The organism is Aeromonas sp. SG16 (assembly GCF_024436135.1).
Lineage (GTDB): Bacteria > Pseudomonadota > Gammaproteobacteria > Enterobacterales > Aeromonadaceae > Aeromonas > Aeromonas jandaei.
The window spans coordinates 108,947-135,170 of the sequence record NZ_JANFNW010000009.1 but is presented as its reverse complement, the minus strand read 5'-3'; the positions used below and the strand labels follow the sequence as shown (position 1 = coordinate 135,170).

General features: G+C 58.5%; 26 protein-coding genes and 1 pseudogene. 18 read left to right on the top strand and 9 right to left on the bottom strand.

The window, feature by feature from the left end; genetic code table 11:
• The first annotated feature begins 205 nt into the window (after positions 1-205).
• Positions 206-1,156 (top strand): hypothetical protein, encoded by a 951-nt coding sequence (locus NOM67_RS18155; protein WP_255939023.1) that lies wholly within the window; start codon positions 206-208, stop codon positions 1,154-1,156.
• 632 nt (positions 1,157-1,788) lie between these two features.
• On the opposite strand, the gene ydiK is transcribed toward NOM67_RS18155, so the two are convergent.
• A complete protein-coding gene (gene ydiK, locus NOM67_RS18150) occupies positions 1,789-2,874 on the bottom strand; it encodes an AI-2E family transporter YdiK (RefSeq protein ID WP_201968249.1) in 1,086 nt (361 codons plus the stop codon).
• Positions 2,871-4,268, bottom strand: coding sequence for a phosphatase PAP2 family protein (locus NOM67_RS18145; protein WP_255939022.1), 1,398 nt, complete (start codon positions 4,266-4,268; stop codon positions 2,871-2,873). Before NOM67_RS18145 ends, ydiK begins: the two co-directional genes overlap by 4 nt.
• Before the next feature lie 185 nt (positions 4,269-4,453).
• On the opposite strand from NOM67_RS18145, the gene NOM67_RS18140 reads away from it, so the two are divergent.
• From NOM67_RS18140 to NOM67_RS18095, 10 genes are all read left to right on the top strand, one after another.
• Positions 4,454-4,831, top strand: a complete 378-nt coding sequence (locus NOM67_RS18140; protein WP_033113750.1) for a hypothetical protein — start codon at positions 4,454-4,456, stop codon at positions 4,829-4,831.
• A 252-nt stretch (positions 4,832-5,083) separates the two neighbouring features.
• Positions 5,084-5,482 (top strand): ribosome-associated heat shock protein Hsp15, encoded by a 399-nt coding sequence (hslR, locus tag NOM67_RS18135; protein WP_033113739.1) that lies wholly within the window; start codon positions 5,084-5,086, stop codon positions 5,480-5,482.
• A 78-nt stretch (positions 5,483-5,560) separates the two neighbouring features.
• The gene (hslO, locus tag NOM67_RS18130) at positions 5,561-6,445 is read left to right on the top strand and encodes an Hsp33 family molecular chaperone HslO (protein ID WP_033113738.1); all 885 of its coding nucleotides are present in this window, start codon (positions 5,561-5,563) and stop codon (positions 6,443-6,445) included.
• Positions 6,446-6,594: 149 nt separating this feature from the next.
• Positions 6,595-8,220: a phosphoenolpyruvate carboxykinase (ATP) gene (pckA, locus tag NOM67_RS18125; protein ID WP_041209673.1), complete on the top strand. Its 1,626-nt coding sequence runs from the start codon at positions 6,595-6,597 to the stop codon at positions 8,218-8,220.
• A gap of 191 nt (positions 8,221-8,411) precedes the next feature.
• On the top strand, positions 8,412-9,077 hold the full coding sequence (locus NOM67_RS18120) for a GntR family transcriptional regulator (protein ID WP_042032204.1): 666 nt from the start codon (positions 8,412-8,414) through the stop codon (positions 9,075-9,077).
• 33 nt (positions 9,078-9,110) lie between these two features.
• The gene (locus NOM67_RS18115; protein WP_255939019.1) at positions 9,111-10,913 is read left to right on the top strand and encodes an aminopeptidase P family protein; all 1,803 of its coding nucleotides are present in this window, start codon (positions 9,111-9,113) and stop codon (positions 10,911-10,913) included.
• Positions 10,914-11,001: 88 nt separating this feature from the next.
• Positions 11,002-11,406, top strand: a complete 405-nt coding sequence (locus NOM67_RS18110; RefSeq protein WP_041209671.1) for a nitrous oxide-stimulated promoter family protein — start codon at positions 11,002-11,004, stop codon at positions 11,404-11,406.
• An 87-nt stretch (positions 11,407-11,493) separates the two neighbouring features.
• Positions 11,494-11,880 carry a DUF6559 family protein gene (locus NOM67_RS18105; protein ID WP_042032206.1) on the top strand — a complete coding sequence of 129 codons (387 nt, stop codon included), beginning with the start codon at positions 11,494-11,496 and terminating at the stop codon, positions 11,878-11,880.
• Positions 11,881-11,894: 14 nt separating this feature from the next.
• The gene (locus tag NOM67_RS18100) at positions 11,895-12,371 is read left to right on the top strand and encodes a GNAT family N-acetyltransferase (RefSeq protein ID WP_255939018.1); all 477 of its coding nucleotides are present in this window, start codon (positions 11,895-11,897) and stop codon (positions 12,369-12,371) included.
• A 119-nt stretch (positions 12,372-12,490) separates the two neighbouring features.
• Positions 12,491-12,958 carry a glycine zipper 2TM domain-containing protein gene (locus NOM67_RS18095; RefSeq protein WP_185228185.1) on the top strand — a complete coding sequence of 156 codons (468 nt, stop codon included), beginning with the start codon at positions 12,491-12,493 and terminating at the stop codon, positions 12,956-12,958.
• Positions 12,959-13,041: 83 nt separating this feature from the next.
• Here NOM67_RS18095 and amt read toward each other — a convergent pair whose 3' ends face one another.
• Positions 13,042-14,469 carry an ammonium transporter gene (gene amt, locus NOM67_RS18090; RefSeq protein ID WP_108571437.1) on the bottom strand — a complete coding sequence of 476 codons (1,428 nt, stop codon included), beginning with the start codon at positions 14,467-14,469 and terminating at the stop codon, positions 13,042-13,044.
• A 441-nt stretch (positions 14,470-14,910) separates the two neighbouring features.
• On the opposite strand from amt, the gene NOM67_RS18085 reads away from it, so the two are divergent.
• Positions 14,911-15,834 (top strand): GGDEF domain-containing protein, encoded by a 924-nt coding sequence (locus NOM67_RS18085; protein WP_156854032.1) that lies wholly within the window; start codon positions 14,911-14,913, stop codon positions 15,832-15,834.
• 89 nt (positions 15,835-15,923) lie between these two features.
• Here the strand turns inward: NOM67_RS18085 and NOM67_RS18080 are convergent, their stop codons facing one another.
• Entirely contained in the window at positions 15,924-16,550 is a 627-nt protein-coding gene (locus NOM67_RS18080; protein WP_255939017.1) for an outer membrane beta-barrel protein, read from the bottom strand.
• 203 nt (positions 16,551-16,753) lie between these two features.
• On the opposite strand from NOM67_RS18080, the gene NOM67_RS18075 reads away from it, so the two are divergent.
• Positions 16,754-17,392, top strand: a complete 639-nt coding sequence (locus NOM67_RS18075; RefSeq protein WP_255939016.1) for an exopolysaccharide biosynthesis protein — start codon at positions 16,754-16,756, stop codon at positions 17,390-17,392.
• 63 nt (positions 17,393-17,455) lie between these two features.
• Here the strand turns inward: NOM67_RS18075 and NOM67_RS18070 are convergent, their stop codons facing one another.
• Both NOM67_RS18070 and NOM67_RS18065 read right to left on the bottom strand, forming a co-directional pair.
• A complete protein-coding gene (locus NOM67_RS18070; RefSeq protein ID WP_201915407.1) occupies positions 17,456-18,730 on the bottom strand; it encodes an amino acid permease in 1,275 nt (424 codons plus the stop codon).
• Between the two features lie 429 nt (positions 18,731-19,159).
• The gene (locus tag NOM67_RS18065; RefSeq protein ID WP_255939014.1) at positions 19,160-20,059 is read right to left on the bottom strand and encodes a GGDEF domain-containing protein; all 900 of its coding nucleotides are present in this window, start codon (positions 20,057-20,059) and stop codon (positions 19,160-19,162) included.
• A gap of 295 nt (positions 20,060-20,354) precedes the next feature.
• Between NOM67_RS18065 and NOM67_RS18060 the strand changes: the two genes are divergently transcribed.
• The 5 genes and pseudogenes from NOM67_RS18060 to NOM67_RS18040 all read left to right on the top strand — a co-directional run bounded on the left by NOM67_RS18060 (position 20,355) and on the right by NOM67_RS18040 (position 22,973).
• On the top strand, positions 20,355-20,672 hold the full coding sequence (locus tag NOM67_RS18060) for a hypothetical protein (RefSeq protein WP_219278460.1): 318 nt from the start codon (positions 20,355-20,357) through the stop codon (positions 20,670-20,672).
• A gap of 23 nt (positions 20,673-20,695) precedes the next feature.
• Positions 20,696-21,331, top strand: a complete 636-nt coding sequence (locus NOM67_RS18055; protein WP_255939011.1) for a Vat family streptogramin A O-acetyltransferase — start codon at positions 20,696-20,698, stop codon at positions 21,329-21,331.
• 28 nt (positions 21,332-21,359) lie between these two features.
• Positions 21,360-21,776, top strand: coding sequence for a GNAT family N-acetyltransferase (locus NOM67_RS18050; RefSeq protein WP_043850290.1), 417 nt, complete (start codon positions 21,360-21,362; stop codon positions 21,774-21,776).
• Positions 21,776-21,877, top strand: a pseudogene (locus NOM67_RS18045) (GNAT family N-acetyltransferase); the annotation flags it as partial. The gene NOM67_RS18050 and the pseudogene NOM67_RS18045, both read left to right, overlap by 1 nt.
• A gap of 91 nt (positions 21,878-21,968) precedes the next feature.
• The gene (locus tag NOM67_RS18040) at positions 21,969-22,973 is read left to right on the top strand and encodes a hypothetical protein (RefSeq protein ID WP_255939008.1); all 1,005 of its coding nucleotides are present in this window, start codon (positions 21,969-21,971) and stop codon (positions 22,971-22,973) included.
• Between the two features lie 77 nt (positions 22,974-23,050).
• Here the strand turns inward: NOM67_RS18040 and NOM67_RS18035 are convergent, their stop codons facing one another.
• The 3 genes from NOM67_RS18035 to NOM67_RS18025 form a co-directional block, all read right to left on the bottom strand.
• Positions 23,051-23,590 carry a transposase gene (locus tag NOM67_RS18035; RefSeq protein WP_156854025.1) on the bottom strand — a complete coding sequence of 180 codons (540 nt, stop codon included), beginning with the start codon at positions 23,588-23,590 and terminating at the stop codon, positions 23,051-23,053.
• A 576-nt stretch (positions 23,591-24,166) separates the two neighbouring features.
• Complete coding sequence (gene thiH, locus NOM67_RS18030; RefSeq protein ID WP_255939076.1) at positions 24,167-25,372, bottom strand: 2-iminoacetate synthase ThiH; 1,206 nt, start codon at positions 25,370-25,372, stop codon at positions 24,167-24,169.
• A gap of 20 nt (positions 25,373-25,392) precedes the next feature.
• Positions 25,393-26,160 (bottom strand): thiazole synthase, encoded by a 768-nt coding sequence (locus tag NOM67_RS18025; protein WP_255939007.1) that lies wholly within the window; start codon positions 26,158-26,160, stop codon positions 25,393-25,395.
• Between the last annotated feature and the right edge of the window lie 64 nt (positions 26,161-26,224).

Below are 26,224 nucleotides of genomic sequence, written 5' to 3'. Positions count from 1 at the left end.
TTTTGCCATATGGTCAAAATATAGCCAAAGGAAAACTCCTAGCGAATGCGTTCAGCGCCATAGATTGGTCAGCAATATTGTGATTTAAAATGAATTTTCTTGGCGGTGATTAGGGTGAGCCCGAGTTATATGGATGGTTCTATTAATGGATTATCACCGCCGTCCATCTAATTACTGTCATACTTATTGAGATGAATTGCCATAGATGAAAAACATTGAAGATAATTTAATAAGGTTTTTTGATATCGAGGCGCAAGTACGAGATCACATAAACACGCATAGATATCAGAAGGTCTTAATCTCAGAATTAGATAACTGGAGCCAAATTTGTAGTTCTTTAGACACGCTTGGTGACACAGGGTTAGCATTAAAAAGTTATTTCGAATCAGAATACCCCGTTAATGTAGGGTTGTCTTATATTTACACTTATGGGCTATTACAAGCGTTATTTATCCAACAAGACGCCATGAGTCATTTGTCTGAAGCATTTGAAGTGCCATATTCATTGTCGGACGAACTGAAAAGCATCAGAGCCGTTAGAAACGCCTCCATCGGTCACCCAACAAAGAATCAGGTTAAGAAAACCACTTACTTCAATCATATTTCTCGTATTTCAATGAGTAAAGGCGGCTTTACTTTGATCCGATTCTACGATGAAGGCCAAAGTGAGTTCATCGACGTTGACTTTAAAAAAACAGTAGAAACACAACTTATCGGCATTAATAATGCTTACGCATTAATCAGTGAAAAACTTCGAAAAATTGACGAGCAGCATAGGGCTAAGTTTATGGAGCAACCTCTAGCAGATATTCTTCACTCAACAATGGGATACATGTTCGAAAAAGTAGGACAAGCTATATACTCCCCATCCAGTTCAAATGTTTCATTTGGTCTTAGTATGCTTGAGTCAATCGAAGAGGCATACAATAAATTTCAGAGTGCATTGAAAGAAAGGAATGAATTACCAGATCATACTCAGTACGATCTTGATGAGTATTTCCATGCCATTCAAAGAGTGAAAACTTATCTAACTAACTCTAATGCGAATGACTTTTCAGAAGCAGATGCACGAATTTACTTATTCTATCTACAAAAAAGTCACAAAAGCTTTGAAAGCCTTGCACGTGAAATAGATGATGATTATTTAAAGGAATAGGTATAGCCCGTAGGTTCGATTAGCCGTCAGGCGTAATCGGACGTTCGCGTCAATCCATTCCCCCACAATAACGGCCATCCATATTTCTCCTCTGCCAGATGCCGCTGATTCACGGAAACACCGGAACAGCGGCATCTCGATCCTCCAATCAAGCTTCGCTAATCAAACCGGCATAGGCGGTAACACGGGGTGCATATGGGTTGGCACAAATCGGCCATTGCCTATGGCTGGCTTGTAGCGGACCAAATCGTGGCATGGGGTCTGGATAGGCTTCGGTATAAGCAAAAATTGGGTCATTTAACACAAACCCATAAATTCAGCTTATACCGCTTGCCCGGTCTGCTTTACGGCCATAAGTCACCCGCATTTCCACTCTGACGGGTCACCGCCGACTTATGGATAGAACCGGAACAGCGGCATCTCGAGCGTCCGATTACGCTTCGCCAATCGAACCTACATGAGACGGTCATATGTGGGATATGGAGGTTGGCGAGGATCAACCAATCTGACTCGATCGCCATAAACCACGATCACCACAAACAAAAGAGCCGCCCAGTTCACACCGGGCGGCTCTTTGCATCAGCGATGGTGACTGATTCGTCTTGTTACCGAATCGTCTTTTTACTGAATCGTTATTGGGCCTTGGGCGCTTCCACCGCGGCTGCCGCCGGTTGGTCATCTTCCTTGATCCAGGCATCCAGCAGGGTGTAACCCACCGCCAGCACCACGGGGCCGATAAAGAGGCCGATGATCCCCATCGCCAGCAAGCCGCCGATAACCCCCACCAGAATGAGGATCAGCGGCAGATTGGCGCCGCGCTTGATGAGGAAGGGGCGCAGGAAGTTGTCCATGGTGCCCGCAAACAGTGACCAGACCAGCAGGAAGGTGCCCCAGGTGGTGTCGCCGCTCCAGTAGAGGTAGCCGATACAGGCCAGCAGCACCGGGAAGGGGCCGATCTGGGCAACGATCAGCAGGAACATCACCACCACCAGCACCATGGCGTAGGGGATACCGGCAATCAGCAGGCCGACACCGGCCACCGAGGATTGCACCAGCGCGGTCACTACCACGCCCATGGCCACGGCACGGATCGCTTGGGAGGCCAGCACGGTGGCGTTGTCGCCCCGTTGCCCGGCCAGACGGTGGGCGAAGCGGCGAATGCCGGTCGCCACCACTTCACCTGAGTGGTAGAGCAGGCCGCAGATGCCGACAGTCAGCAGGAAGTGAACGAACAGCAACCCCAGATTGCCCGCCTGAGCGGCGAGCCAGCGGGCGGTCTGGCCAAAGTAGGGGGCCAGCTTGGCAAACAGCACCTGACCACCGCTCGCCAGAATTTGCTGCCAGAAGCCATAGAGCTTGTCACCCACCAGCGGGATCTGTTGCAGCCAGAGCAGCTCGGGCGGCGGCGACTGGCTGATGTTGGTGCCCAGCTCGATCAGCATGGGCGCCTTCTCCGCCACATTGGCCAGCGTCATAAAGAGCGGGATAACGAACATCAGCAGCAGCACCAGCGTCATAAAGAGGGCCGCCAGCGACCGTTTGCCCCACAACACCCGCTGCACCATCAGCATCAACGGCCAGGTGGCGATGGTGATCATGGTGGCCCACACCAGCGCGGGCAGGAAGGGCTGCAGCACCAGGAAACAGGAGATAATCAGGATGCTGAGAAACAGCACCCCCAGGGTTATCTTGGCCAAATCCACTTTTTTCATGTTCATAGGGTTTCCCTGTCAGGGCATCCGCCCCTGGGTCTAGAGTCTTGTTTCAAGAGAGATAGTATCCACCAGAGGCCAGCGCTCAACCAGAGCCCCAGCCCGAAAAAGAGCGCAAACTGACCAAGCAGGATAGTGAGCGAACTACTGGTCAACAGCGGCAATGCCCACGCGCCCGCCACCATCAGCAGCATGCCCGCCAGCACCACGGCGCCGGTCAGCCACGGGGAATAACCGTCACGCACCAGCGTGACCCTTCCCCCGAGCCAGAGGCCCAGCGCCGCCAGCCCGATCCCGGCCAGATGGGCCGACTGACTCTGGCCAGCGCAAACCAGTGCGGCGGCGATCAGCAAGCCCCAGGCAGAAGCGCGCTGATCCAGCCGCCAATATGGACGAACCGCCAGCAGCAAGGCGCCAATCAGCAGGCCAACCGCCACATCGGAGATAAAGTGCACCCCGAGCCAGACCCGCGCCAGACCGGTGGTGAGGGCCAACAGCAGCGCCAGCGAATAGGCCAGCCCGCGCCGGGCAGGCCAGAGCCAGCCAAGCAGCGCGCCCCAGAACAGCAGGGCCGAGGCGGTGTAACCGCTCGGCATGCCAAAGCCCTGGGCACTGTGAGTCGCCAGTTCAGGTTGCAGATGGAAGGGGCGCGGCCAGCCGATCCCCTCCTTGCTCGCCTGCACCAGCAAGCCAAGCCAGAGCATGGCAAAGAGCAGCTGGCGCAGCCGTGGCCACCCCAGCAGCGGGAGCAGCAAAGGTATCAGGGCAAGCTGAAAGCCGCCTGAACCAAACAGATTGCTGACAGACAGCCACCAGACATCGGGCCCCAGCCACTGTTGCAGGCGCATCATCAGCGGGAGCTCGGCCTGATGCAGCGCATTGCCCTGCGCCACGAAATCGGCCTGCCAGCGCACCTCGCTCTCGGGCAGCTCGCCAAGCCGGGCTTGCAGCCAGTCGAGCTGATCGGGGAAGCGGCGCTGTGCGCGGGGCAGCTTGTCCACCGCGATCAAACGGGCATTGAGGATCTCCCCACCCAGATTGGGGGCCTGCAGCAGCGAGACAAAATCGGAATTTTGCTGGGCGACGATAGGCTCCAGAGTGCGGCAGGCAAATACCTGCGCTTTCTGCCAACGGCCAAGATCCGCGACGATTTCCCCGCGCAGGCCGGTCTCTTCATACAGCTCGCGCAGGGCCGCCTGTTCGGGGCGCTCGTCGCCATCTATGTAGCCGCCGCTCAGGCTGTAGCGGGAGGAGATACGATCCTGCACCAGCAGCAGTTGATCCTGATGGCGGATGGCGCAGACTGCCGCCGTCGGTGCCGTCGGTGCCGTCGGTTCGGCGCTCAGTGCTGGCAGAGCGGTAAACAGCGCCAGCAAGAGTAAAAAGAGGGTTCTCGACATCAATTTGCTTTCCCTATGCACAATGGCGACAAGCCTCCCAGAAATCAGATAGTTGGGCAATGCTGGCAGCCCGTTCAGCGCTGATCCGGCCATGATGGCCGCACCGGGAAGATTGCGATGAACGAGGGCACTCCCTACTATTGGCGGCTATCTTCAATGTCATGCAGCAACCGCTGGAGCCCTCCATGAGACAGTTCGGCTTTTTCCTCGGCATCGCCATCGGTGTCATCCTGATCCTGTTCGGCAGCATCGTTATCTTTCAGGCCCTGCCTGCGGCACTGGACGTACTGGAGATGCCAAGCCGCATCCCGTTCGTGCGCGAGGTCTACACCTGGCTGATGACCAGCGCCAACGGCCTCACCGCCCAGCTGGAGCAGAACTTCCTGGAAGCGTTCCAGACCGTGCTCAAGCTGATCCTGCTCATCACCTTCATGTGGGTCTGCGTCAAGCTGGTCAACATGGGGGTGCTGATTATCCGTGCCGGGGTTGACCTCATCCGCACCGCCATCGCCCACAGCGAAGGCAAGGAGGAGAAGAAAGTCGAACCGCAGGATCGCTTCTGATCACCGACCTGACCGGCCAATTGCACTGAACGATGGCGCCCCGCGAGGGGCGACATCTTTTATGCAACATATGGCAGGCAATCTACCCCTTACGGCCAGATCCCCCGCTTTTCCCTTGTTAATCAGCAAACTGCCCATATGTTGCGTGGTCAGGACAGCAGCGGGGCACGCCTTCGCTGCCGGCCGGTTTCTATCCAGCGGCCCGCCTCTGGTATAATCGACCACCCCTTTTCCCCGTTATGGAGCCGGTTCATGGCCAATCATCCGGAAAGCGCCCTTGAGGTTCGTCTCGACAAGTGGTTGTGGGCGGCCCGTTTCTACAAGACCCGCTCGCTGGCACGGGATCAGATTGACGGCGGCAAGGTGCACTACAATGGTCAGCGCAGCAAGCCGGGCAAACAGGTGGAAGTGGGTGCGCTGATCCGCTTCTGGCAGGGGCAGGATGAGCGGGAAGTGCGGGTGCTGGCCATCAGCGATCAGCGCAAATCGGCACCGCTCGCCCAGCAGCTCTATGAAGAGACCGCCGAAAGCCTGAAAAAGCGGGCCGAAAACAGCGAGGCGCGCCGTTTCAACAGCCAGTTTGCGCCGAGCCCGGAGCGTCGCCCCGACAAGCAGGAGCGGCGCCAGCTGCTCAAGGTCAAACAGTACTGACCGACCCCGATTTGATACCGGGCTGGCCTCAACCCCAGCCCGCCCGATTTACCTCACCGAAGAACCCAGGAACATATGATGAGCAACCAAGATCTGCTGTATCGCTATCTGTTTGAAGAGTACGAAGTACGTGGCGAGCTGGTCCAGCTGGATCACACCTACCGCCATGTGGTGGAAGCCCAGAACTACCCGGTGCAGGTGCAAAAACTGCTGGGCGAGCTGCTGGTCGCCACCAGCCTGCTGACCGCCACCCTCAAGTTTGAAGGTTCCATCACCGTTCAGCTGCAGGGCGATGGCCCGGTGCGTCTGGCCGTCATCAACGGCGACCACAACCAGCAGCTGCGCGGCGTGGCCCGCTTTGAAGGCGAACTGCCGAGCGACAACAAGCTGCAGAGCCTGATCGGCAACGGTCAGCTGGTCATCACCATCACCCCGGATCAGGGCGAGCGCTATCAGGGCATCATCGCGCTGGACGCCGACACCCTGGCTGGCTGTCTGGAGCACTACTTCGCCCAGTCCGAGCAGCTGGCGACCAAGCTGTGGATCCGCACCGGTTACCACGAGGGCGAACCGCGCGCTGCCGGCATCATGCTGCAGGAGCTGCCCGCCCAGAGCGAGGATCACAGCAACGACTTCGAGCACCTGACCCAACTCACCAGCACCATCAAGGATGAAGAGCTGTTCGGTCTGGAAGCCGAGGAGATCCTCTACCGTCTCTACCATCAGGACAAGGTGCGGGTGTTCGATCCGCAGGCGGTCGAGTTCCGCTGCACCTGCTCCCGCGAGCGCTGCGAAGGGGCCCTGCTGCAGATAGAAAAGGAAGAGGTGATGGATATGGTGCAGGAGCTCGGCAAGATCGACATGCACTGTGATTATTGCGGCGCTCAGTACCAATTTAATGGGATCGATGTCGAAACCCTGTTCAGCAGGGCTCCCGGCAATGATGCAAACAAGTTACACTAATTAAAGGCGGGCAAAACCCGCCTTTAACTTTAATAACAAAAAAACACCCTATTTTATAAAGTTTGATGGCGATCGCTAAACTCTACCACCTAAGTGATAGGATGAACGTCAGATAGAACCCTACAAACCTCTGAACCCAGGAGAATACAATGACAATCGTGGCAGAACCCACCCTGGCCCAACAATTAGGACTGGACCAGTACGGCATCAAAAACAGCCAGGAAATCGTTCGCAACCCCTCGTACGAGCAGCTTTTCGCGGAAGAGACTCGCCCTGACCTGGAAGGGTTCGAGCGCGGCGTCGTCACCGAACTGGGCGCCGTCAACGTCAACACCGGTATCTTCACCGGCCGCTCTCCGAAAGATAAATATATCGTCAAAGATGCCACTACCCAGGATACTGTGTGGTGGTCTGACCAGGGTAAAAACGATAACAAAGCGATTACCCCCGAAGTGTGGTCACATCTGAAAGGGCTGGTCACCAAACAGCTCTCCGGCAAGCGCCTGTTTGTGGTCGACGGCTTCTGCGGTGCCAACCCGGACACCCGCCTGGCCGTGCGCATCATCACCGAGGTGGCTTGGCAGGCACACTTCGTGAAAAACATGTTCATCCGCCCGAGCGATGAAGAGCTGAAAACCTTCAAGCCTGACTTCGTGGTGATGAACGGTGCCAAGTGCACCAACCCGAACTGGAAGGAGCAGGGTCTCAACTCCGAGAACTTTGTTGCCTTCAACATGACCGAGAAGATGCAGCTCATCGGTGGCACCTGGTACGGTGGCGAGATGAAGAAGGGCATGTTCTCCATGATGAACTACTTCCTGCCCCTGCGCGGCATTGCCTCCATGCACTGCTCCGCCAACGTGGGTCAGGACGGCGACGTCGCCATCTTCTTCGGCCTCTCCGGCACCGGCAAGACCACCCTCTCCACCGATCCCAAGCGTCAGCTGATCGGCGATGACGAGCACGGCTGGGATGACCACGGCGTGTTCAACTTCGAAGGTGGCTGCTACGCCAAGACCATCAAGCTCTCCGAAGAGGCCGAGCCGGATATCTACCACGCCATCCGCCGCGATGCGCTGCTGGAGAACGTGACCGTTGCTGCCGATGGCACCATCGACTTCGATGATGGCTCCCGTACCGAGAACACCCGCGTCTCCTACCCGATCTATCACATCGAGAACATCGTCAAGCCGGTCTCCAAGGCAGGTCACGCCACCAAGGTGATCTTCCTGACTGCCGACGCCTTCGGCGTGCTGCCCCCGGTCTCCAAGCTGACCAAGGAGCAGACCAAGTACCACTTCCTCTCTGGCTTCACCGCCAAACTGGCTGGTACCGAGCGCGGCATCACCGAGCCGACTCCGACCTTCTCCTCCTGCTTCGGCGCAGCCTTCCTCTCCCTGCACCCGACCAAGTACGGTCAGGAGCTGGTGAAACGGATGGAAGCGGCAGGTGCAGAGGCCTATCTGGTCAACACCGGCTGGAACGGTACCGGCAAGCGCATCTCCATCAAGGATACCCGCGCCATCATCGACGCCATCCTGGATGGCTCCATCGAGAAGGCCGAGACCAAGGTGCTGCCGATCTTCAATCTGGAAGTACCGACTGCACTGCACGATGTGAACCCGGCCATCCTCGACCCGCGCGACACTTACGCCAACAAGGCCGAGTGGGACGCCAAGGCGCAGGATCTGGCCCAGCGCTTCATCAAGAACTTCGAGCGCTTCACCGATAACGACGAGGGCAAACGTCTGGTAGCGGCAGGTCCGCAGCTGTAACAGACCCCTTTGCATCAACGAGATGATGCCGGTCAGCCACGCTGACCGGCATTTTTGTTTTTATGGAGTTCCGAACGCCGCCAGCCACGCCGCGGCGAGCCCCTAAACCTTGCCATGCCGGGTGTGACGGGGTAGATTCAGCCAAACTTTATACAATATACAATTTTGTAACGCCCAATCGTGACCCGACCATGACCCCACCCTACAAGACCCGAACCCAGATGGTGATGGAAAACCTCCGCGGCCGGATCCTCCGTGGGGAGTTCCCCGCCGGCGCCCCTCTGCGTCAGGATGCCATCGCCAAGGAGCTGGCCGTGAGCCGCATTCCGGTGCGGGAAGCCCTGATGCAGCTGGAAGCGCAGGGGCTGGTGAAATTCGAGGCCCACCGCGGCGCCGTCGTCACCATGCTGGACGCTGCGGCCATCGACGAGCTCTTTTATTTGCGAGCGCTGCTGGAAGCCGATACCCTGTTCCACGCCGTCGACAAGATGACGGAAGCCACCTTCGCCAAGGCGGAGGCCATCCTCGCCCAGTTTGATCACGCCCTGGAGTCAGGCACCCAGATCGAACACTGGGCCGAGTTGAACCACAGCTTTCACGCCACCCTCTATCAGGCAGCCGGTCGCCCCCAGGCACTCGAACTGATCGCCCAGATCAATCTGAGCTGTGACCGCTATGTCCGCTTCGAGCTGCTCTTTGCCACCGATGGCGTGGACAAGGCGGAGCGTGAACACGCCCAACTGCTGGAGCTGTGCCGCGCCCGGCGCAAGCACGAGGCAGTGGTGCTGCTCAGGCAGCATATCGAGGCAGCAGGCCAGTCGATCAAGCGGATCCTGGCTGGCGGCCACAAGAAATGAACACTCATAAAGCAACCATCTGGCACTAACGACATGAATAATTTCGAGATAATTGAAACCCGCGTCGCCCAAGTCAGGGCCGAGCTGGCCATGCAGGAGTTGGACGCCTTTATCGTCCCCCATGATGATGAGCACCTCGGCGAGTACATCCCCGCCTACGCCGAGCGGCTGGACTGGATCACCGGGTTCAATGGCTCCGCCGGCGTCGCCATCATCATGGCCCAGCGTGCCGCCCTCTTCGTCGATGGTCGCTACACGGTGCAGGCCCGCATGCAGGCGCCGTCCGAGCTGTTCGAATTTCTCCACCTCATTGAAGATCCCCATGTCCAGTGGCTGGCCGAGCAGCTGCCCTCCGGCACCCGGGTCGGTTTCGACGCCCGTCTGCACAGCCTGACCTGGTACAAGAACGCAAAAGCGGTGCTGGCCGAGCGCGGCATCGAGCTGGTGCGGGTCGAGCAGAACCCCATCGACCTGAACTGGAGCGATCGTCCCGAGCCGACCAAGACGCCGGTTATCCTCTACAGCGAGGAGCTGGCAGGCCAGTCGAGCCAGGCCAAACGCGAACAGCTGGCCGCCGATCTGCGCAAGCGCGGCCTCGATGCCGTGCTGCTGACCCAGGCCGAGCCCATCAACTGGCTGCTCAACCTGCGTGGTCGCGATATCGAGCGGCTGCCGGTAGTGCTCGGTTTTGCCGTGCTCTACGCCAATACCACCATGGATTTCTTCGTCGATACCGACAAGATCGACTGCTTCGCCTTCAGCCAGCACGTGGGGCAGGATGTCTCCGTCTACCCCATCGACAAGCTGGGCGACGTGCTGCAGCGCATCGGTGAAGATCAACAGAAGGTGCTGGCCGATCCGGACAGCGCCAACGCCTGGACCCAGCTCATCATGGAAGAGGCGGGCGCCATTCTGGTGGCTGGCCAAGACCCGACCATGCTGCCGAAGGCATGCAAGAACGAGGTGGAGCTGACCGGCATGCGCGCCGCTCATCTGCGCGACGGCGTGGCCATGACCCGCTTCCTCGCCTGGCTGGATCGGCTGATCGCCTCCGGCGAGTTTGAAGGGGTGGATGAAGGCACTCTGGCCGATCAGGTGGAAGCGTTCCGCCGCGAGCAGGAGCACTACGTCGAGCCGAGCTTTGACACCATCTCTGCGCTCGGCCCCAACGCCGCCATGTGCCACTACCACCACACCAACGGCACCCCGCGTGCGTTTGGTCAGGACAGCCTCTACCTGCTCGATTCCGGTGGCCAATACATGGATGGCACCACCGACATCACCCGCACCATCAAGGTGGGTGAGGTGACCGACGAGCAGAAAGCGATGTTTACCCGGGTGCTGCAGGGTCATATCGCGCTGGATCAGGCCCGCTTCCCGCGCGGCACCGCAGGGATCCAGCTCGACGTGCTGGCCCGCATGCCGCTGTGGCAAGCCGGTTACAACTACGACCACGGCACCGGTCACGGCGTCGGCCACTTCCTGAGCGTCCACGAAGGGCCCCAGCGCATCGCCCCGAAAGGGAACATGGTAGCGCTGCAACCGGGCATGGTGCTCTCCAACGAGCCGGGCTACTACCGGGAAGATGGTTTTGGCATCCGCTGCGAAAACCTGGTAGTGGTGAGCGAGCTGGAGCAGATCGGCGAGCTGCCGATGCTGGGCTTCGAGCGTCTGACCTATGTACCGTTCGATACCCGCCTGATCGACCGCAGCCTGCTGAGCCCGGCCGAATTCCGCTGGATCAACGAATACCACGCCGAGGTGTTCCGCCGCCTGAGCCCGCTGCTCGAGGGCGAGGATCTCGCCTGGCTGGAGCAGGCAACCAGCCTCATCTGATGACACAGGGCCTGCGGGCCCTGTTTTTTTGCCCCCCCTTTTGACCTGTATCAACACCCTGCCCGGGCTGGTCAGGAAAATGGCGACCATGAAAATTCATCAAGCCAACCCAGCAAGGGGCGCGCACGCCAGCACCGGCAAAGCGGCGACTCTTCACCCCAGACTGGTGCGCGAGCAGCGGACAGTCAGCGCCATGATCCGCCTCTACTGCCAGCACCATCATCAGGATCCCCATTGCCGTCACTGTCGCAAGCTGCGGGATTTCGCCCACCAGCGGCTCACCCGCTGCCGTTACGGCCACGGTCACAAACCCACCTGTGCCAACTGCAACATCCACTGCTATGCGCCAGCGATGCGCAAACAGATCCAGCAGGTTATGCGCTGGAGTGGCCCCCGCATGTTGCTGCGCCACCCCTGGCTGGCCATCCGCCATCTGCTTGATGGCTGGCGCAAGGCCCCCAAACTGCCCCACAGCCGCCCGCTCCCCCCCTGATCGCTCATGCAGGATTCAGAAATCAATCGCTAGGATCTTGCTGTCTGGCGCAGACCCCTTGTCTGCCCTGAACAGTGGAGAAACAAGATGAGCTGGTTTACCCGTTTTCGTGAGCGTCGGGCCCTGCGCCGCTATCTGGCGATGTCGGCGATCCTGGCCAAAGAGTATGGCGCCTGCGAGCAATACAGCGCAGGACAGTTGCTGACCCAGGCCAGGATCCATAAACTGCCGACCCGCTGGCTTGGTTACTACTTCGCGCTCTATCGCCACGAAAGCGCGCCCGAACTGGTCAGCGGCTGGCAACTCGACGATGCGCGGCTGCTCGCCCTGCGCCAGTCGCTCGCCGAGAGCCTGTTTCACCACGACATTGCCTATACCGCTCTGGATGTCCGCGAGCTGGCCCGCCCCGCCCAATGGCGCGGTGGCAGCGATCGCAAGGTACAGACCCAGGGCATCACCTTTCGCCAATATTGACCAGAGACGCCTTGATGCACCACAACCCGCCCCTGCTGCGCCCCGCGACCCATACCGACATGCACGCCATCTGGCAGATCGATGCCAAGGTTTTTGGCGAAGATGTCTATCCCGCCTTCTTCTTCCGTCAGGCGATGGATCTCTGGCCCGATCTGCTGCTGGTGGCCGAGTACGAGGGGCATCTGGTGGGCTATGTGCTGGGTGGTTTCGGTCAGGAGCGGTCGCAAGGCTGGGTACTCTCGCTGGCGGTGCTGCCCGAGGCGCGTGGTTTCGGGCTGGCCGAGCGGATGATGCGTCAGATGGAGACCAACATGGAGGGGCTGCAGATCAGCGAATTGCAGCTCACGGTCGATCCCGCCAATCCGGCCCAGCGCCTCTACTACCGGCTCGGTTATCAGCTGGTCGAAGAGGTGGCCGACTACTTCGGCCCCGGCGAGGATCGGCTGGTGCTGGTCAAAAAGCTCACTGATACAGCTGCGATTCAAGGATAAAAGCGGTTACAGAACGCATAATTGGTTACATTTTGCCGATTTCATGTCCCGCTTGCTTGGAGTAAAGTTCAATTCATCGAACTGATTGTTTGAATTCTATTCAGCCTTGGAGGCCTATCATGTTGAAACGAATGACCATTATTGCCCTGCTGGCCGCCACCACCATCACTGGTTGCGCCAATAGCGATGTCTACTCTGGCGATGTTTATACCAAAGACCGCGCCAAGCAGGTTCAGACCGTCAGCTACGGCACCATCATCTCTACCCGCCCGGTCAAGATCCAGGCCGATGAGAACTCCCTGATGGGTACCATCGGCGGCGCCGTGGTCGGCGGCCTGCTGGGCAGCACCGTTGGTGGTGGTACCGGTCGCGATATCGCAGCCGCAGGCGGCGCCATCGCCGGTGCCGCAGCCGGTAACGCCATCGGCAACAAGATGAATCAGGTCGACGGCGTCGAGCTGGAGATCAAGAAAGAGAACGGCGAAGCCATCGTAGTGGTGCAGAAAGCCAGCCCCACTTTCAGACCGGGTGCCCGTGTCCGCATGACCCAGGGTAACGGCAGCATCAACGTGGCCGTAGTGAACTAAGAGTGCGAACTAAAAGCGCCACCGCGCTTGCACCATAAAAAAACCGCCGGAACCGGCGGTTTTTTGTTGTCTGACGTTCGGGATTACATGCTGTAGGCCTTCTCGCCATGTGTGGTCACATCCAGCCCTTCCCGCTCGGCATCGCCGTTCACCCGCAGACCCACCACCAGGTCAACCAACTTGAAGGAGATCGCTGCCACGGCACCGGACCAGAGGATGGTCACGCCAACCCCGATGGCCTGGATCTTCACTTGCGCCAGAATGGAGTACCCCTCGGCCACCTGATTGGTGACATAGTCCCACACCCCGGTACCGCCCAGATCCGGGCTGGCAAAGACACCGGTCAGCAGGGCACCGAGAATGCCGCACACACCGTGCACACCAAACACGTCCAGACTGTCGTCGGCACCCAGCAGGCGCTTGAGACCGTGGACACCCCACAGACCCGCCACGCCACTGATAAGGCCCATCACCAGACCACCACCAACGCCGACCAGACCGGCCGCAGGAGTGATAACCACCAGACCGGAGACGGCGCCAGAAGCGGCCCCCAGCAGAGAGGGACGTCCCTTCATCACCCACTCGGCCAGCGTCCATGACAGGGCTGCCGCAGCCGGAGCTACCCAGGTGTTGATAAAGGCCAGCGCCGCAACACCGTTGGCTTCCAGCGCGGAGCCGGCGTTGAAACCGAACCAGCCGAACCAGAGCAGGGAGGCGCCGATCATGGTCATGGTCAGACTGTGGGGCGTCATGGGATCACGACCGTAGCCCAGACGTTTGCCCACCAGATAGGCACCCACCAGACCCGCCACGGCGGCGTTGATATGCACTACGGTGCCGCCAGCAAAGTCCAGCGCACCATGCTGGAACAGATAACCGGCGGTGGCGGTTGCAGCAGCAGCCGCATCGGCGCTGGTATAGGCATCCGGCCCCGCCCAGTACCACACCATATGGGCTAGCGGAATGTAGGCAAAGGTGAACCAGATGACCGAGAAGAGCAGCACGGCGGCAAACTTGATGCGCTCGGCAAAGGCGCCGACGATAAGGCCGCAGGTGATGGCGGCAAAGGCCCCCTGAAACACCACATAGATGAACTCGCTGATACCGACCCCCTTGCTGAAGGTGGCCGCGATGGAGTCAGGAGTGACCCCCTTGAGCAGCACCTTGCTGAAGGAGCCGAACACGCTGTTGCCCTCGGTAAAGGCGAGCGAGTAGCCGTAGATGACCCAGAGCACGCAGATGAGGCAGAACAGGGTAAAGACCTGCATCAGCACGCTCAGCATGTTTTTGGCGCGCACCAGCCCGCCGTAGAAGAGCGCCAGACCGGGGATCGACATTAGGATCACCAGTGCGGCCGAGAGCAGCATCCAGGTGTTGTCACCCTTGTTGATCGTCACGCTGGCAACCGGTGCCACCGCAGCCTGAACCTGAGAGACCTCATCGGCCCAACTTGGGGTCACCAGCAACGCCGTCAGTATCGGCAGACCCGCCATCATCCATTTTTTGACCATAGAGCACTCTCCTTCCCTGTCGTACCGGTATAAACCGGCTCCGTTTCCTTGATTGAACTTGTGGCCACTGCTCGCGTGCCTCGATTCGCCGTGTGCAGATGGCCAGAAATGACCGCCTGATGGTAAAAAGCATAAAGTGGGCCAAAAGTTAAAACTCATTTAAATCATAAGATTAGATATAAACAAACTCCTTTTTGCACCAAAATGGCGCGTGCGTTGCGCTAAGCCACTACCGGTCGCCCTGTGACAGGGCAAGCGGTCTCCCTCGCACCAGAAATGCACAAAATCAGGCGCTATCCCACATGCCGGAGTGATGATCATCGCGCCCGGCCGGCTCGCCGTTTACACTGGCTGAACGCCATGCCGCCACAAACGGCACGACAGATTCATGATGAGGGCCATTTTCGACACTCTGATGGCAGGCCCAATCCGAGGAACACCATGCAGTCCGATCGTCTCGACCTCAGCGTCAACCGCTATCGTCACTTTGACGCAGAACACCGCACCCATAGCGCCCTGCTGGGGATACTGGTGCTGGCCATCATCTCCACCCATCTCACCCTGCTGCCCCACTACCCCGCCGAGCGGATCCATATCAGCAGCCTGGGGTTCGAGCTGGTCAACTGGCTCACCATGATCTTTCTGTTCTGGGTGGTGCAGTGCGCCCATCTGCCAGCCAAAACCTATCGCCTGCTCTCCTGCGGCCTGATGCTGTGGATCCTGGGTGCGACCGCCGACATCATGGACGAGCTGGTCGCCCAGCCGCTCTGGATCGCCATCTATGCCGAGGATCTGCTGCGATCCAGCGGTATCCTGCTGAGCAGCATCGGTATCCTGAGCACCATGCATCACCTCTTTCATATCAATAGCCAGCTCAGACAACAGGCGCTGTTTGACGATCTGACCCAACTTCCCAACCGGCGCTACTTTCATCAGCAGCTGTTTTTGGGAGAGGGGGAGTATCAGGTGCTGCTCCTGCTCGATCTCGATCACTTCAAATGGATCAACGACAACTTCGGCCACGACATGGGCGACAAGGTGTTGCAGCAGTTTGGTGCTCTGCTGCAACAGCACTGCCCGGTCGGAGGGCTGGCAGCCCGCGTCGGCGGTGAGGAGTTCGCAATCCTGCTGCCCGATGCCAACCAGACGAAACTGGAGCCACTGGCAGCGACCCTGCTGGCAGCAACCCGCACCATAGCCCCCGATCCGGCCCATCCTCTGACAGTCAGCATCGGGTTCGGCACCCGCGGACCGCAGGAGCCAGCGGTCTCGCTGTTCAAGCGGGTGGATCAGGCGCTCTACAGCGCCAAGGAGGCAGGCAGAGATCGCTATGTGTCGGCTATCCCTGCCAATAAAGGAGAGTGAACCCACTCTGGAGCACGACCGGCAAGGCATAACATCGCAGATGGAAAAGGGGCCTTATGGCCCCTTCTCTATCCGTGACATTCCCCCACCTAAAAGCGGAAGGTGAGCCCGATATTGGCCTGCCACTGGGTCACCAAATCCCCCTTCACCTTGAACAGGCACTGATCCGGGTTGCAGAGAAACTCGCTGCTGTCGTTGGCAAGCGACCCGTAGCCCCGCACCTCGGCCCGCAGGGCCAGATGCTCGGATAGGCGGGGCTGAACCCCGAGCGCCAGCGACATGGAGGGCATCACCTCGCTGTCGTAGGCGGCAAAGCGCGTTACCCCGATACCGGCACCGATATAGGGCGCCATCAGGTTGTCAGCGAGGGTCAGTGCACCGGCAAAGTGCAGGGTATCCACCGTCAGGCGATCCGGCTGATCGGGGGAGAGGGTGGTGGACTGGTGGCTGTAGAGCAGCTCGATCATGCCGGGATCATCCACCTCCTTGCTGATGAAGATCCCCCAACTGCCGGAGGCTTGCCCCTTCAGCTCGTCAATGCTGGTCGACACCGGCGCAGGCTGCGGATCCTCGCTGCGCTTGAAATCGATGGCGGAGCTGTAGCCGTAAAACGGCGTCACCTGCCAGCTCAATCCGGCCCCGGCCTCCCCCTCGCCGCTCCACGCCAGCCCAAGGGGCAGCAGTGCCCCCATCATCACCATTCCGACTCGTCTCATCCTCACCTCCGGCCAATCCATTTTGCTCAAAAGCATACCAGAGCCATCCCGTCGCCATCCTAAATGGCACCTGTACCGGCTCATTTTCCGTGGCGTTAAAAGCGCCTGTGTCATTCATCGGCCATTAACCCCGGCCACGTATGCTGGCGCCCAATCCGGGTCATGGTGGCCCGGCACAAGCCGACAGCAGAAGGATGCCGGAGATGGCGACAGCCCCCCTCAACGACCCGCAACACACCCTCGCCAATACCCTGCGGGCCACCGCCCACGCCATCGAGGAGAGCCATATCAGCCTGCGCCAGATGCTCGCGCTGGTCGGCGAGCAGGGGATGCTGCTGTTTTGCGTGCTGCTCACCGTCCCCTTCCTGCTGCCGGTCTCGATCCCCGGCGTCAGTACCCCGTTTGGCCTGCTGATCCTCTTTATCGGTATCGGCATAACCCTCAACCGGGTGCCCTGGCTGCCCGCCATCCTGATGGAGCGCCGCTTTGCCGCCGACCAGCTCAAGCCGACCCTGCACAAGGGGGCGGATCTGCTGGCCCGCATCGACCGCTACATCCGCCCGCGCCTGCTCGCCCTGACCGCCAGCACCACCATCAACCGCTGCAACGGTCTGCTGATCATGCTGGCCGCTCTGCTGCTGATGCTGCCCCTTGGCGCCATCCCCTTCACCAATGCCCTGCCCGCCTGGGCCATTCTGCTGCTGGCCACCGGCATGCTGCAGCGGGATGGTCTGTTTGTCGCCGGCGGCTATCTGCTGGTGAGCGCGACCTTGGTCTGGTTCAGCGTGCTGGCCATCGGCCTGCTGATGGCGGGCCAAAGCGCCACCAGTTTGCTCGGCTAAATGAGAGGCAAAGAAAAAGGGCGACCTGATGGTCGCCCTTTTTGACTTGTGCGGGATCCGCCGTTACAGCAGATCGTAGATAAGGGCCGAGATGGCCAGCAGCCCGATCACCAACACGAAGAGGGTACTCGCCCCGCGATAACGCTTGAGGGCGGGCAGACGATAGATGGAACAGGCCGGCAGCAGGAACAGGATCACCGCGATGAGCGGCCCGCTCACCTTCTCGATGATCTCCAGCACGTTGGGATTGAGGTAGGTAATCACCCCGGTCACCACGAACAGGATCACCGACGAGACCCGCGCGATGGTCGTTTCACGCAGGGAAAGTCCCAGCCCCTGACAAGCACCGCTCACCATGCTCACCGTCCCCTCGCTCACTCCCATGGAGGTGCCGAGGAAGGATTTGGACATGGCCAGAATGGCGATAAGCGGCCCCACATAAGCGATCAGCGGATTGGAGAACTTGTTCGCCAGCGCTGACAGCACCGAGATATTGTCGATGCGCGCCTGCGCCATCTCGGCCTGACTCAGGCTCATCACGCAGCTCACCACGAAGAAGAGCACGCTGCCGCAAATCAGCAGGCTGCTGCACTTGATGATCCGCTTGGCGCGCAGGTCGGCGCTCTCCTGACAGCGCTTCTTCTGCGCCGCACTGAAGGAGGAGATGATGGGCGCATGGCTGAAGGAGAACACCATCACCGGCACGATCAGCCAGAGGGATTTCCAGAACGCCGGATCACGCCAGTCCACCGCCTGACTCTCGCTGAAGTAGGAGAGGCTCCACTGGGGCAGCAGATAGATGGAGAGGCCGATCAGAAAGGCGACCATGGGCAGCGCCAGCACGCTGATGGCCGACACCACGATCTGCTTGCCCGCCAGCAGCACCAGATGCAGACCCAGCATCACCCCCAATACCAGCAGACCGCGCGGGATCTCGGCATCCCCCAGCTGGTGCACCACAAAGCTCTGGATCGCGTTGGTGATGGAGATGCTGTAGACCAGAATGATGGGGTAGAAGGCCATCAGATAGACCAGCATCAGCAGCTTGCCCGCCCGCGCCCCGAAGTGCTCCTCCACCACATGGGTGATATCCCCCTCCTTGTGGGAGCTGGAGAGCACAAAGCGGCTCAACGCCCGATGGGAATAATAAGAGAGCGGAAATGCGAGCAGCAAAATAAACAATAAAATAACCGGCGAATTACTGCCGACGGTAATGGGGAGAAATAGCGTACCGGCACCGACCGCAGTGGCATATAAGCCCATGGTCCATACCGAATCACTTTTCTCCCATTTCAATTTTGAAACCGGGTTACTCTTTTCAGCAATAGAAACACTCATTGCAATATATACCTTATTAATCTGTCATCATTATTTTTATTGGCCCGAATAACAGGCTGGCAATATCAGGCGGCATTTGGCCGCAGGAGCAGAAAAAGCAAATCCGCCAGCGGCCAACAGGGCCACCGGAGTGAAATGGAGATGCCACGCTACCATCGTTGAAATCGCCATCCGGGTCAAGGTTAATAATTCATGACCGTTTGAATCGGATTGTTTCAAAACGGGGCGAGATGTATCGCATTCGTCACCAGCACACCCATTTATCCCCGTTTGATAACATACCGATAAACCCTTGTTCTGTTGCCCAACAACACAAATAAGAACAGCGATCGGGCAGCCAATATTACCACCATAGCTCGCGAGATATCAGTGAAATAATATGGCGAACTTTTCATCCAATTAATGTTTACATCAACAAGGGGTTGTTCATTAATTTTCGGGGGCGGCCGGACAGTGCGCCACCCGATTGCGCCCCGTCCGCTTGGCCTCGTAGAGCCACTCGTCGGCACGGGCCAGCGCCAGATTGATATCCTCTCCGGGCAGCACCAGCGTGGCCCCCAGGCTGACCGTCATGCCGACCGGTTCGGCGGGCAGAGCCTCGACCGCGGCGCGGATCTGCTCGGCCATCTCCAGCAACCCGGCCTCATCAATCCGTGGCAGCAAGATCACAAACTCCTCGCCACCACTGCGCACAAACAGATCGTCTGCCCGCAGGCGGCCATCGACGCAGGCGGCAAAGCGCTGCAGTGCCAGATCCCCCTGCTGATGGCCGAAGCGATCGTTGATCTGCTTGAAGTGATCGATGTCGAGCATAAGCAGGCCGCAGGGGGCCTCTCTGCCCCTCACCTGCTGGCAATGTTCGAAGAAGTAGCGGCGGTTATGGAGGCCGGTCAGCTGGTCGGTCTCGCTCTGGCGCTGCAGGCGCTGCTGCAACTCGAACTGGCGGGTAATATTGCGGGTCACCCAGGCGACCGCCCGCTTGCCGTCATAGAGGGATGGCAGAGGGGCAATCTTGCCCTCAAAGCGCTGCACGCCTTGCGGCCCGACACCGGCGTTGATGCCACCCACCTCGCTGGCCGCCAACTCATACTCTACCACCCGCACCAGACCGCTGTTGAGCGCCAGTGCGACCTGCTCCATCACCCAGAGGGACATCGCCTCCGGCAGCACATCCAGCAGCCGCTTGCCAGCCAGCGGATTGCCGTCCTGATAGGATTGATGCTCCATGCCTCCTATGTATTCCACGTAATAGCCATCTTCACTCAGGATGAAGACCGGATCTGGCAACTGCGCCATCACCTCGTAAAGCTGCGATACCGAAAGAGTCATGGATGCTCCTGTACTTCTGTGGCCAACAGGGACTGGCTATTGTGCCCCAACTCGACAGCCCGCCAACCATCACCATATGGGACAGATTTCCAGCAGTGCCAAGATTCCTTTACAGCAAGTTTATCCCGTTTGGTGAAACAACCCGACGCAACCCGCAATCCCGCAGTTCGCCACCCATATCCCATTGTTTCAAAAAGAGGCTTCGTTTAGGCTCCTGTGGCTCGCCCCCATTTTTGTCCCTCCATGGAGACGCAGCCCGATGCCGCAGGAGGGGAATCGCACAAGGAGTTGCAGGATGAAGAATGCCATCGTCAAAGCCCGTTTCGAGGCGGTCAGCCTCGAAGGGGAACAGCTCACCCTCAAGATCGCCATCAAGGCTCCCGAGCCGGATCCACGTTCGGCTGGCGGTGACTGGCGCTGCAAGGTGAAGCTGGCGGGGCTGAGCGACAAGACCTTTATCTACGGCATCGACAGCCTGCAGGCCCTGAGCCTCGCCATCAAGTTTGTCGAGACCGAGCTGCGCGCCTTCTCCGATGCGGGCTGGCAGTTCTATCTGCAGGGCTGCCCCGATCACCCCATCGACATGAGCGCCTGCTACTTCCCGGCGCTCTAGCCCGGCCCATCCAAGGAGACCAGATGCACGGACCCGATCCCGCCAATCCCCACCCCATGAACGGCTTTCCCCAGGTGTGCTTTATCAAGAACACCATCAAGGGGCCCAATATCGAGGTGGGTGACTACACCTATTACGACGACCCGGAGGATTCGGCGGGCTTCGAGCGCAACGTCCTCTACCACTTCCCCTTCGTCGGCGACAAACTGCTCATCGGCAAGTTCTGCGCCATTGCCCGCGGGGTGAAGTTCATCATGAACGGCGCCAACCACCAGACCTCCGGCTTCTCCACCTACCCCTTCTTTATCTTCGGCAACGGCTGGGAGAGCGCCGCCCCCGCCCCGGGCAGCCTCCCCTACAAGGGCGATACCGTCATCGGCAACGATGTCTGGATAGGCTATGACGCCCTGATCATGCCGGGGGTAAAAGTCGGCAACGGCGCCATTATCGCCGCCCGCTCCGTGGTCACCGGCGACGTGCCCGCCTATGCCGTGGTCGGCGGCAACCCCGCCAAGGTGATCCGCTACCGCTTCGACGACGACACCATCGCCCGTCTCAACGCCATCGCCTGGTGGGACTGGCCGGTGGAACAGATCAGCCGCAACCTGCCGCTTATCAGCGGCGGCGAGATAGCCGCGCTGGAAGCGGCAACCCCATAGAGAGAACCACCATCAAGCAGGAAGCACTATGCAACTCACCCCACCCCAACCGCCTCAGGACGATGAGATCGAAGCGCTGCGCATTGGCCTCTCGGGCTTCAACAAGGATCACGCCGGCACCCATCTGCGCGAGCGGATCGCCAGCTTTATCAAGGATGAAGAGGGCAAGGTACATGGCGGTATCATCGCCGACATCAAGTGGGGCTGGCTGCACGTCGACTGGCTCTGGATCGACGAAAGCATCCGCCGCGATGGCTGGGGCGGCCGCCTGCTCGGCGCCATGGAGCAGTACGCCCAAAGCAAGGGAATCAGCAACTACCATCTGGAAACCACCAGTTTTCAGGCCCTCCCCTTCTACCAGAAGCAGGGTTACGAGGTCTTTGGCCAGCTGCCCGATATGCCGCCGGGGCATATCAGTTACTTTCTGAAAAAGCAGGACAAGTGATGACATTCCAGCGCCTTGCCAACGCTCAGCTCGTGATCCGCCCGTTCGAAGCGGGCGATGCCGACGAGTTTGTCCGCGCAGCCCACGAATCGATCGAGACGGCAGCCCGAATGTAGGGTGCAATGAACGAAGTGAATTGCACCTCTATCTTCAACACTTTTTAAAAACCCGCATGTAAATCGGACATAAATAATGAAAAAGTCATATGTGGCATTTTATCCTTCAAAAAAATACTGGGCCGTATCATCTATTGACGTAGATGACCCGGTAATTCAGAAAAACCTCCATGAGTATATGGGCGAAATAGTTTTCCAGCATCATCATGAAGCGTTTGAACTAGCAATTTGCCGCGACGGTAGAATTATGCTCAGTTTAAAAGAAACCGGAGAGCAAGATGATTATGATTTTGCAGGTCAGATTTTACGATGGAATACATACCTAAAATTTATAAATTCATTTTATTTAATTCTATACTCTGTCATATCAGAGCAATTGCATTACGAGATAATATCTTTACATGAAATAACAAACCGAGATGCATTTCCAACAACATTTTCAAGTGGGAAATTCCAATCAGAAAGTATGGCTACCGAAAGCCTTGCTTCATATTTTCAAATGGCAAGGTATTTCCCATATCAAAACATTAATATACCATTACATCAGCATGATTGTTTTAGAGATCGAGAAGTAATAGATGAAAGTGTATTCCATCTAGCCTCGATAAAATTCGAACGCTTATTTTACAGGCCCGGCCTCGAAAAACTAACATTCTTAATATCAAAAAGCATTGGTGAATATAAAGTTGGAAACTTTGACAACTCAATAATTTCATCATGGTTTTGTTCAGAAAAAATCCTATCCAATATGTGGCAAGAATTTCTGCAGACATTTAATGCCCCTAACGAGACTATGAAAAGAGTCAGTTCAAGAAGGATGAAAAAGTTAAATGATAGTGACTACACCATTAGCATTATAACTAATCAACTAGAACTTTTTGGAAAGATACCATTTGGATTATATGAAAAGCTTGAAAAAGTAAGAGTTGCCAGAAACAAAATCGCGCACGGTGACTACAAATACCAACCATCTATGGATGATTCTGCTTTGGCAATTATTTCTGCTCTAGAGTTACTTGCATTATGTGATGACATTCATTTATCACCCAGTCTTTCTTTGCAAATAACATGTATTAACTAAATGTCAAACAAGCCGTTTTTATAATAGGCGCAATGCGCTCCGCTTATTTCACCCTACGTTAACCACGTTAAGGCTGATTATTTATTGTTGTGTGGCACTTCATATTCTGGAATGGAGGTATCTCCCCAAGATAATGGATACCGACCCTGTTGCACCCAACGATGGAAGGTGGAATATGGCCAATCTTTCGGGGCTGTTACCAATCCATGTTTGACAGGATTGATATGGATGTAATCTAGATGATGATTGAAATCTTCCTGATCGCGGATCAGATGCTCCCAATAACGTCGCTGCCAAATACCCCGCTCACCACGCTGCCAACGAGATTCTGAGCGAGCCTCTGAATTGGGGATTGATCGTGAAAACTTGCTTTTTATTTGGCGCCAGCGCAACGGAAAATTGGTATCCCCTTCCGGCAATTCCAGCAAGGCATGCAGATGTTCGGGCAAGACAACCCAGCCATGGATCCGGAATGGATGATTCTCTTGCACCTCCCTGACAACCTTCCTCAACAGATCGATCCGTTCGACCAGTAGATGGTTGTTCTGGCGTTCAGCCAGCACGACCGTAAAAAACCAGGTTCCCCCCGGTCGCCATGCCCGTATGTAATTCGCCATGCCTTGCCCAACCGACAATCAACCATGTTGTTAAATGTGGTTCAAACGAAGCAAAACGTAGGGTGCAATAAACGAAGTGAATTGCACCTCTCGTCAGAATAGCGGTGCAATGCGCTCCGCTTATTGCACCCTACGACTACCCCTGAAGCTATGGTGGGCACGGTTTTGGTTCCCCCTCTTTTTCGCTGAGGCGAGCCCGCTTGTCCAGGCTGCGAGACAGGATGTCGAGCAAGCGGCGCTGGGCCATGGACGGCCCGTCGGCGCGTGCCGTCGGACAAGCGGGTGAGGCGAAGGAACCCGACAAAGTCGGGCGAATAAGCGGGGGAGAAGACCTTTGGTGACTTTGGGTCTTTCCAAAGTCACTCGCCCAAGCCCGGAGGGCGGGCGAAACCCCTTCGAGGCCAGCGGCCTCGCGTCCTGCACGGCGAAGCCGTGCCATCGACTATCCCCCCGGACGATTACGCCTACCGGCTAATCGACCCTACGATTGCACGGCGCAGCCGTGCCTGCTTGCCACAGGCACGGAGTCTGGCTGGACGCCGGGATGCCACCGGCAAAGGGGGGGCGTGGCCGCCCCTATCGGCCCAAGAACGGCTCCCAATCTTTAAACACCGGCTGCAACCCGGCCTGCCGCACGGCGGCGGCCACTTCCCCCACCGAGCGGTCGTCGTGGATGGCGAACTGCTCCAGCTCCTCTGTATCCCCCTCGGCATAGCCACCCGGCTGGGTGCGCGATTCGGCCGACATCTGGGTGATGCCAAGGCGCACCGCGCCGTTGCGAAAGGTGGCCGACTCTCGGGTCGAGAGGGACAAGTCCAGCGTGGGCGAGAAGAGGCGCCAGGCGCAGATCAGCTGGGCCAATTGGCGATCCGACATGACTACGGCAGGCTCCAGCCCACCGGTGCAGGGGCGCAGGCGCGGGAAGGAGAGCGAATAGCGGCTCTGCCAGTGGTGGCGCTCAAGCCAGCTCAGATGCTCGGCGACAAAGTAGCTGTCGGCGCGCCAGTCCGAAGAAAGACCGATGAGCGCCCCCAACCCGATTTTGTCGATACCGGCACGGCCCAACCGATCCGGCGTCGCGAGGCGCCATGCGATGTCCCGCTTGTTGCCGCGCAGATGGTGGCGGGCGTAGGTGGGGGCGTGGTAGGTCTCCTGATAGACCATAACGGCGTCGAGACCGAGGCTCTTCAGCTCGGCATAGTCGGCCTGCGAGAGGGGTTGCACCTCCATCCCCACCGTGCTGAAGTGGCGGCGGATGATGGGCATCACCTCGCGAAAATAGGCGAGCCCTACCTTGTGCTCGTGCTCGCCGGTCACCAGCAGCACGCTGTCAAAACCGCGCGCCTTGATGGCCAGACACTCGCGCTCAATCTCCTCTGTATTCAAGGTCTTGCGCTTGAGGCGGTTGCTCATGGAGAAGCCGCAGTAGGTGCAGTCGTTGGCACAGAGGTTCGACAGATAGAGCGGCACATAGAAGCCGATGGTGTTGCCAAAGCGCTGGCGGGTGAGCCGCTCGGCCTCGGCCGCCATCTGCGGCAAAAACGCCTCGGCAGCTGGAGAGATCAGCGCCATAAAATCGCTCAGGGTGCGGCGGGGTGAACCCAGCGCCCGCTCTACATCGGCGGCAGTTTTAGCGCGGGTCTGCATGCCGATATCGTCCCACTCCAGCTCCTGCCATCGGTCGAGAAAGGAAGGCTCCTTAGCCCTCACCCCCAGCCCCTCTCCCAAAGGGAGAGGGGGGCAAACCTCTGGCTGCCCTTGGGGCAAGGGGGAGATGTTCATGGTCGCCCCTGTTTCATGACTCATAACGCCCCCAGAAAATCGGTCAGCGGGCTGGAGGCTTGCGCCTGCAGGGCGCGGGCGCCAAGGCCTGCCTCATAGGCGCTGCGCCCGGCGGTGCAGGCCAGCGCAAAGGCGAGGCCCATGGCAACCGGGTCGCCGCTCACCGCGATGGCGGTGTTGACCAGCACGGCATCGGCACCCAGCTCAAAGGCGGCGGCGGCGTGGCTCGGCGCACCGATCCCCGCATCTACCACCACAGGCACATTGGCCTGCTCGACGATGATGGAGAGAAACTCCCGGGTCACCAGCCCCTGATTGGAGCCGATGGGGGCGCCGAGCGGCATCACGGCGGCGCAGCCCACCTCTTCCAGCCGCTTGCAGAGCACGGGGTCGGCCCCGCAGTAAGGCAGCACCACAAAGCCCTCTTTCACCAATTGCTCGGCGGCTTTCAGCGTCTCGATGGGATCGGGCAGCAGATAGCGCGGATCGGGGTGGATCTCCAGCTTCAGCCAGTTCGTCCCCAGCGCCTCGCGGGCGAGATGGGCAGCAAACACCGCCTCGGCGGCGGTCTTGGCGCCGGAGGTGTTGGGCAGCAGCTTGACCCCGAGTTGCAGCAAGGGGCTGAGGATATCGTCGTGGGCCTTGCCCGGTTCAAGCCGCTTGATGGCCATGGTGACCAGTTGGGAGCCGCTCGCCTCGATGGCGGCGGCCATCAGATCCGGGCGGGCAAACTTGCCGGTGCCGGTAAAGAGGCGCGATGAGAAGGTGTGATCGGCAATCTTGAGCATGTCAGCCTCCGGCCACAGTGGTAAGAAGAGATGAAGTTCCGCCGCAAGGCAGAGCACTCGAAGA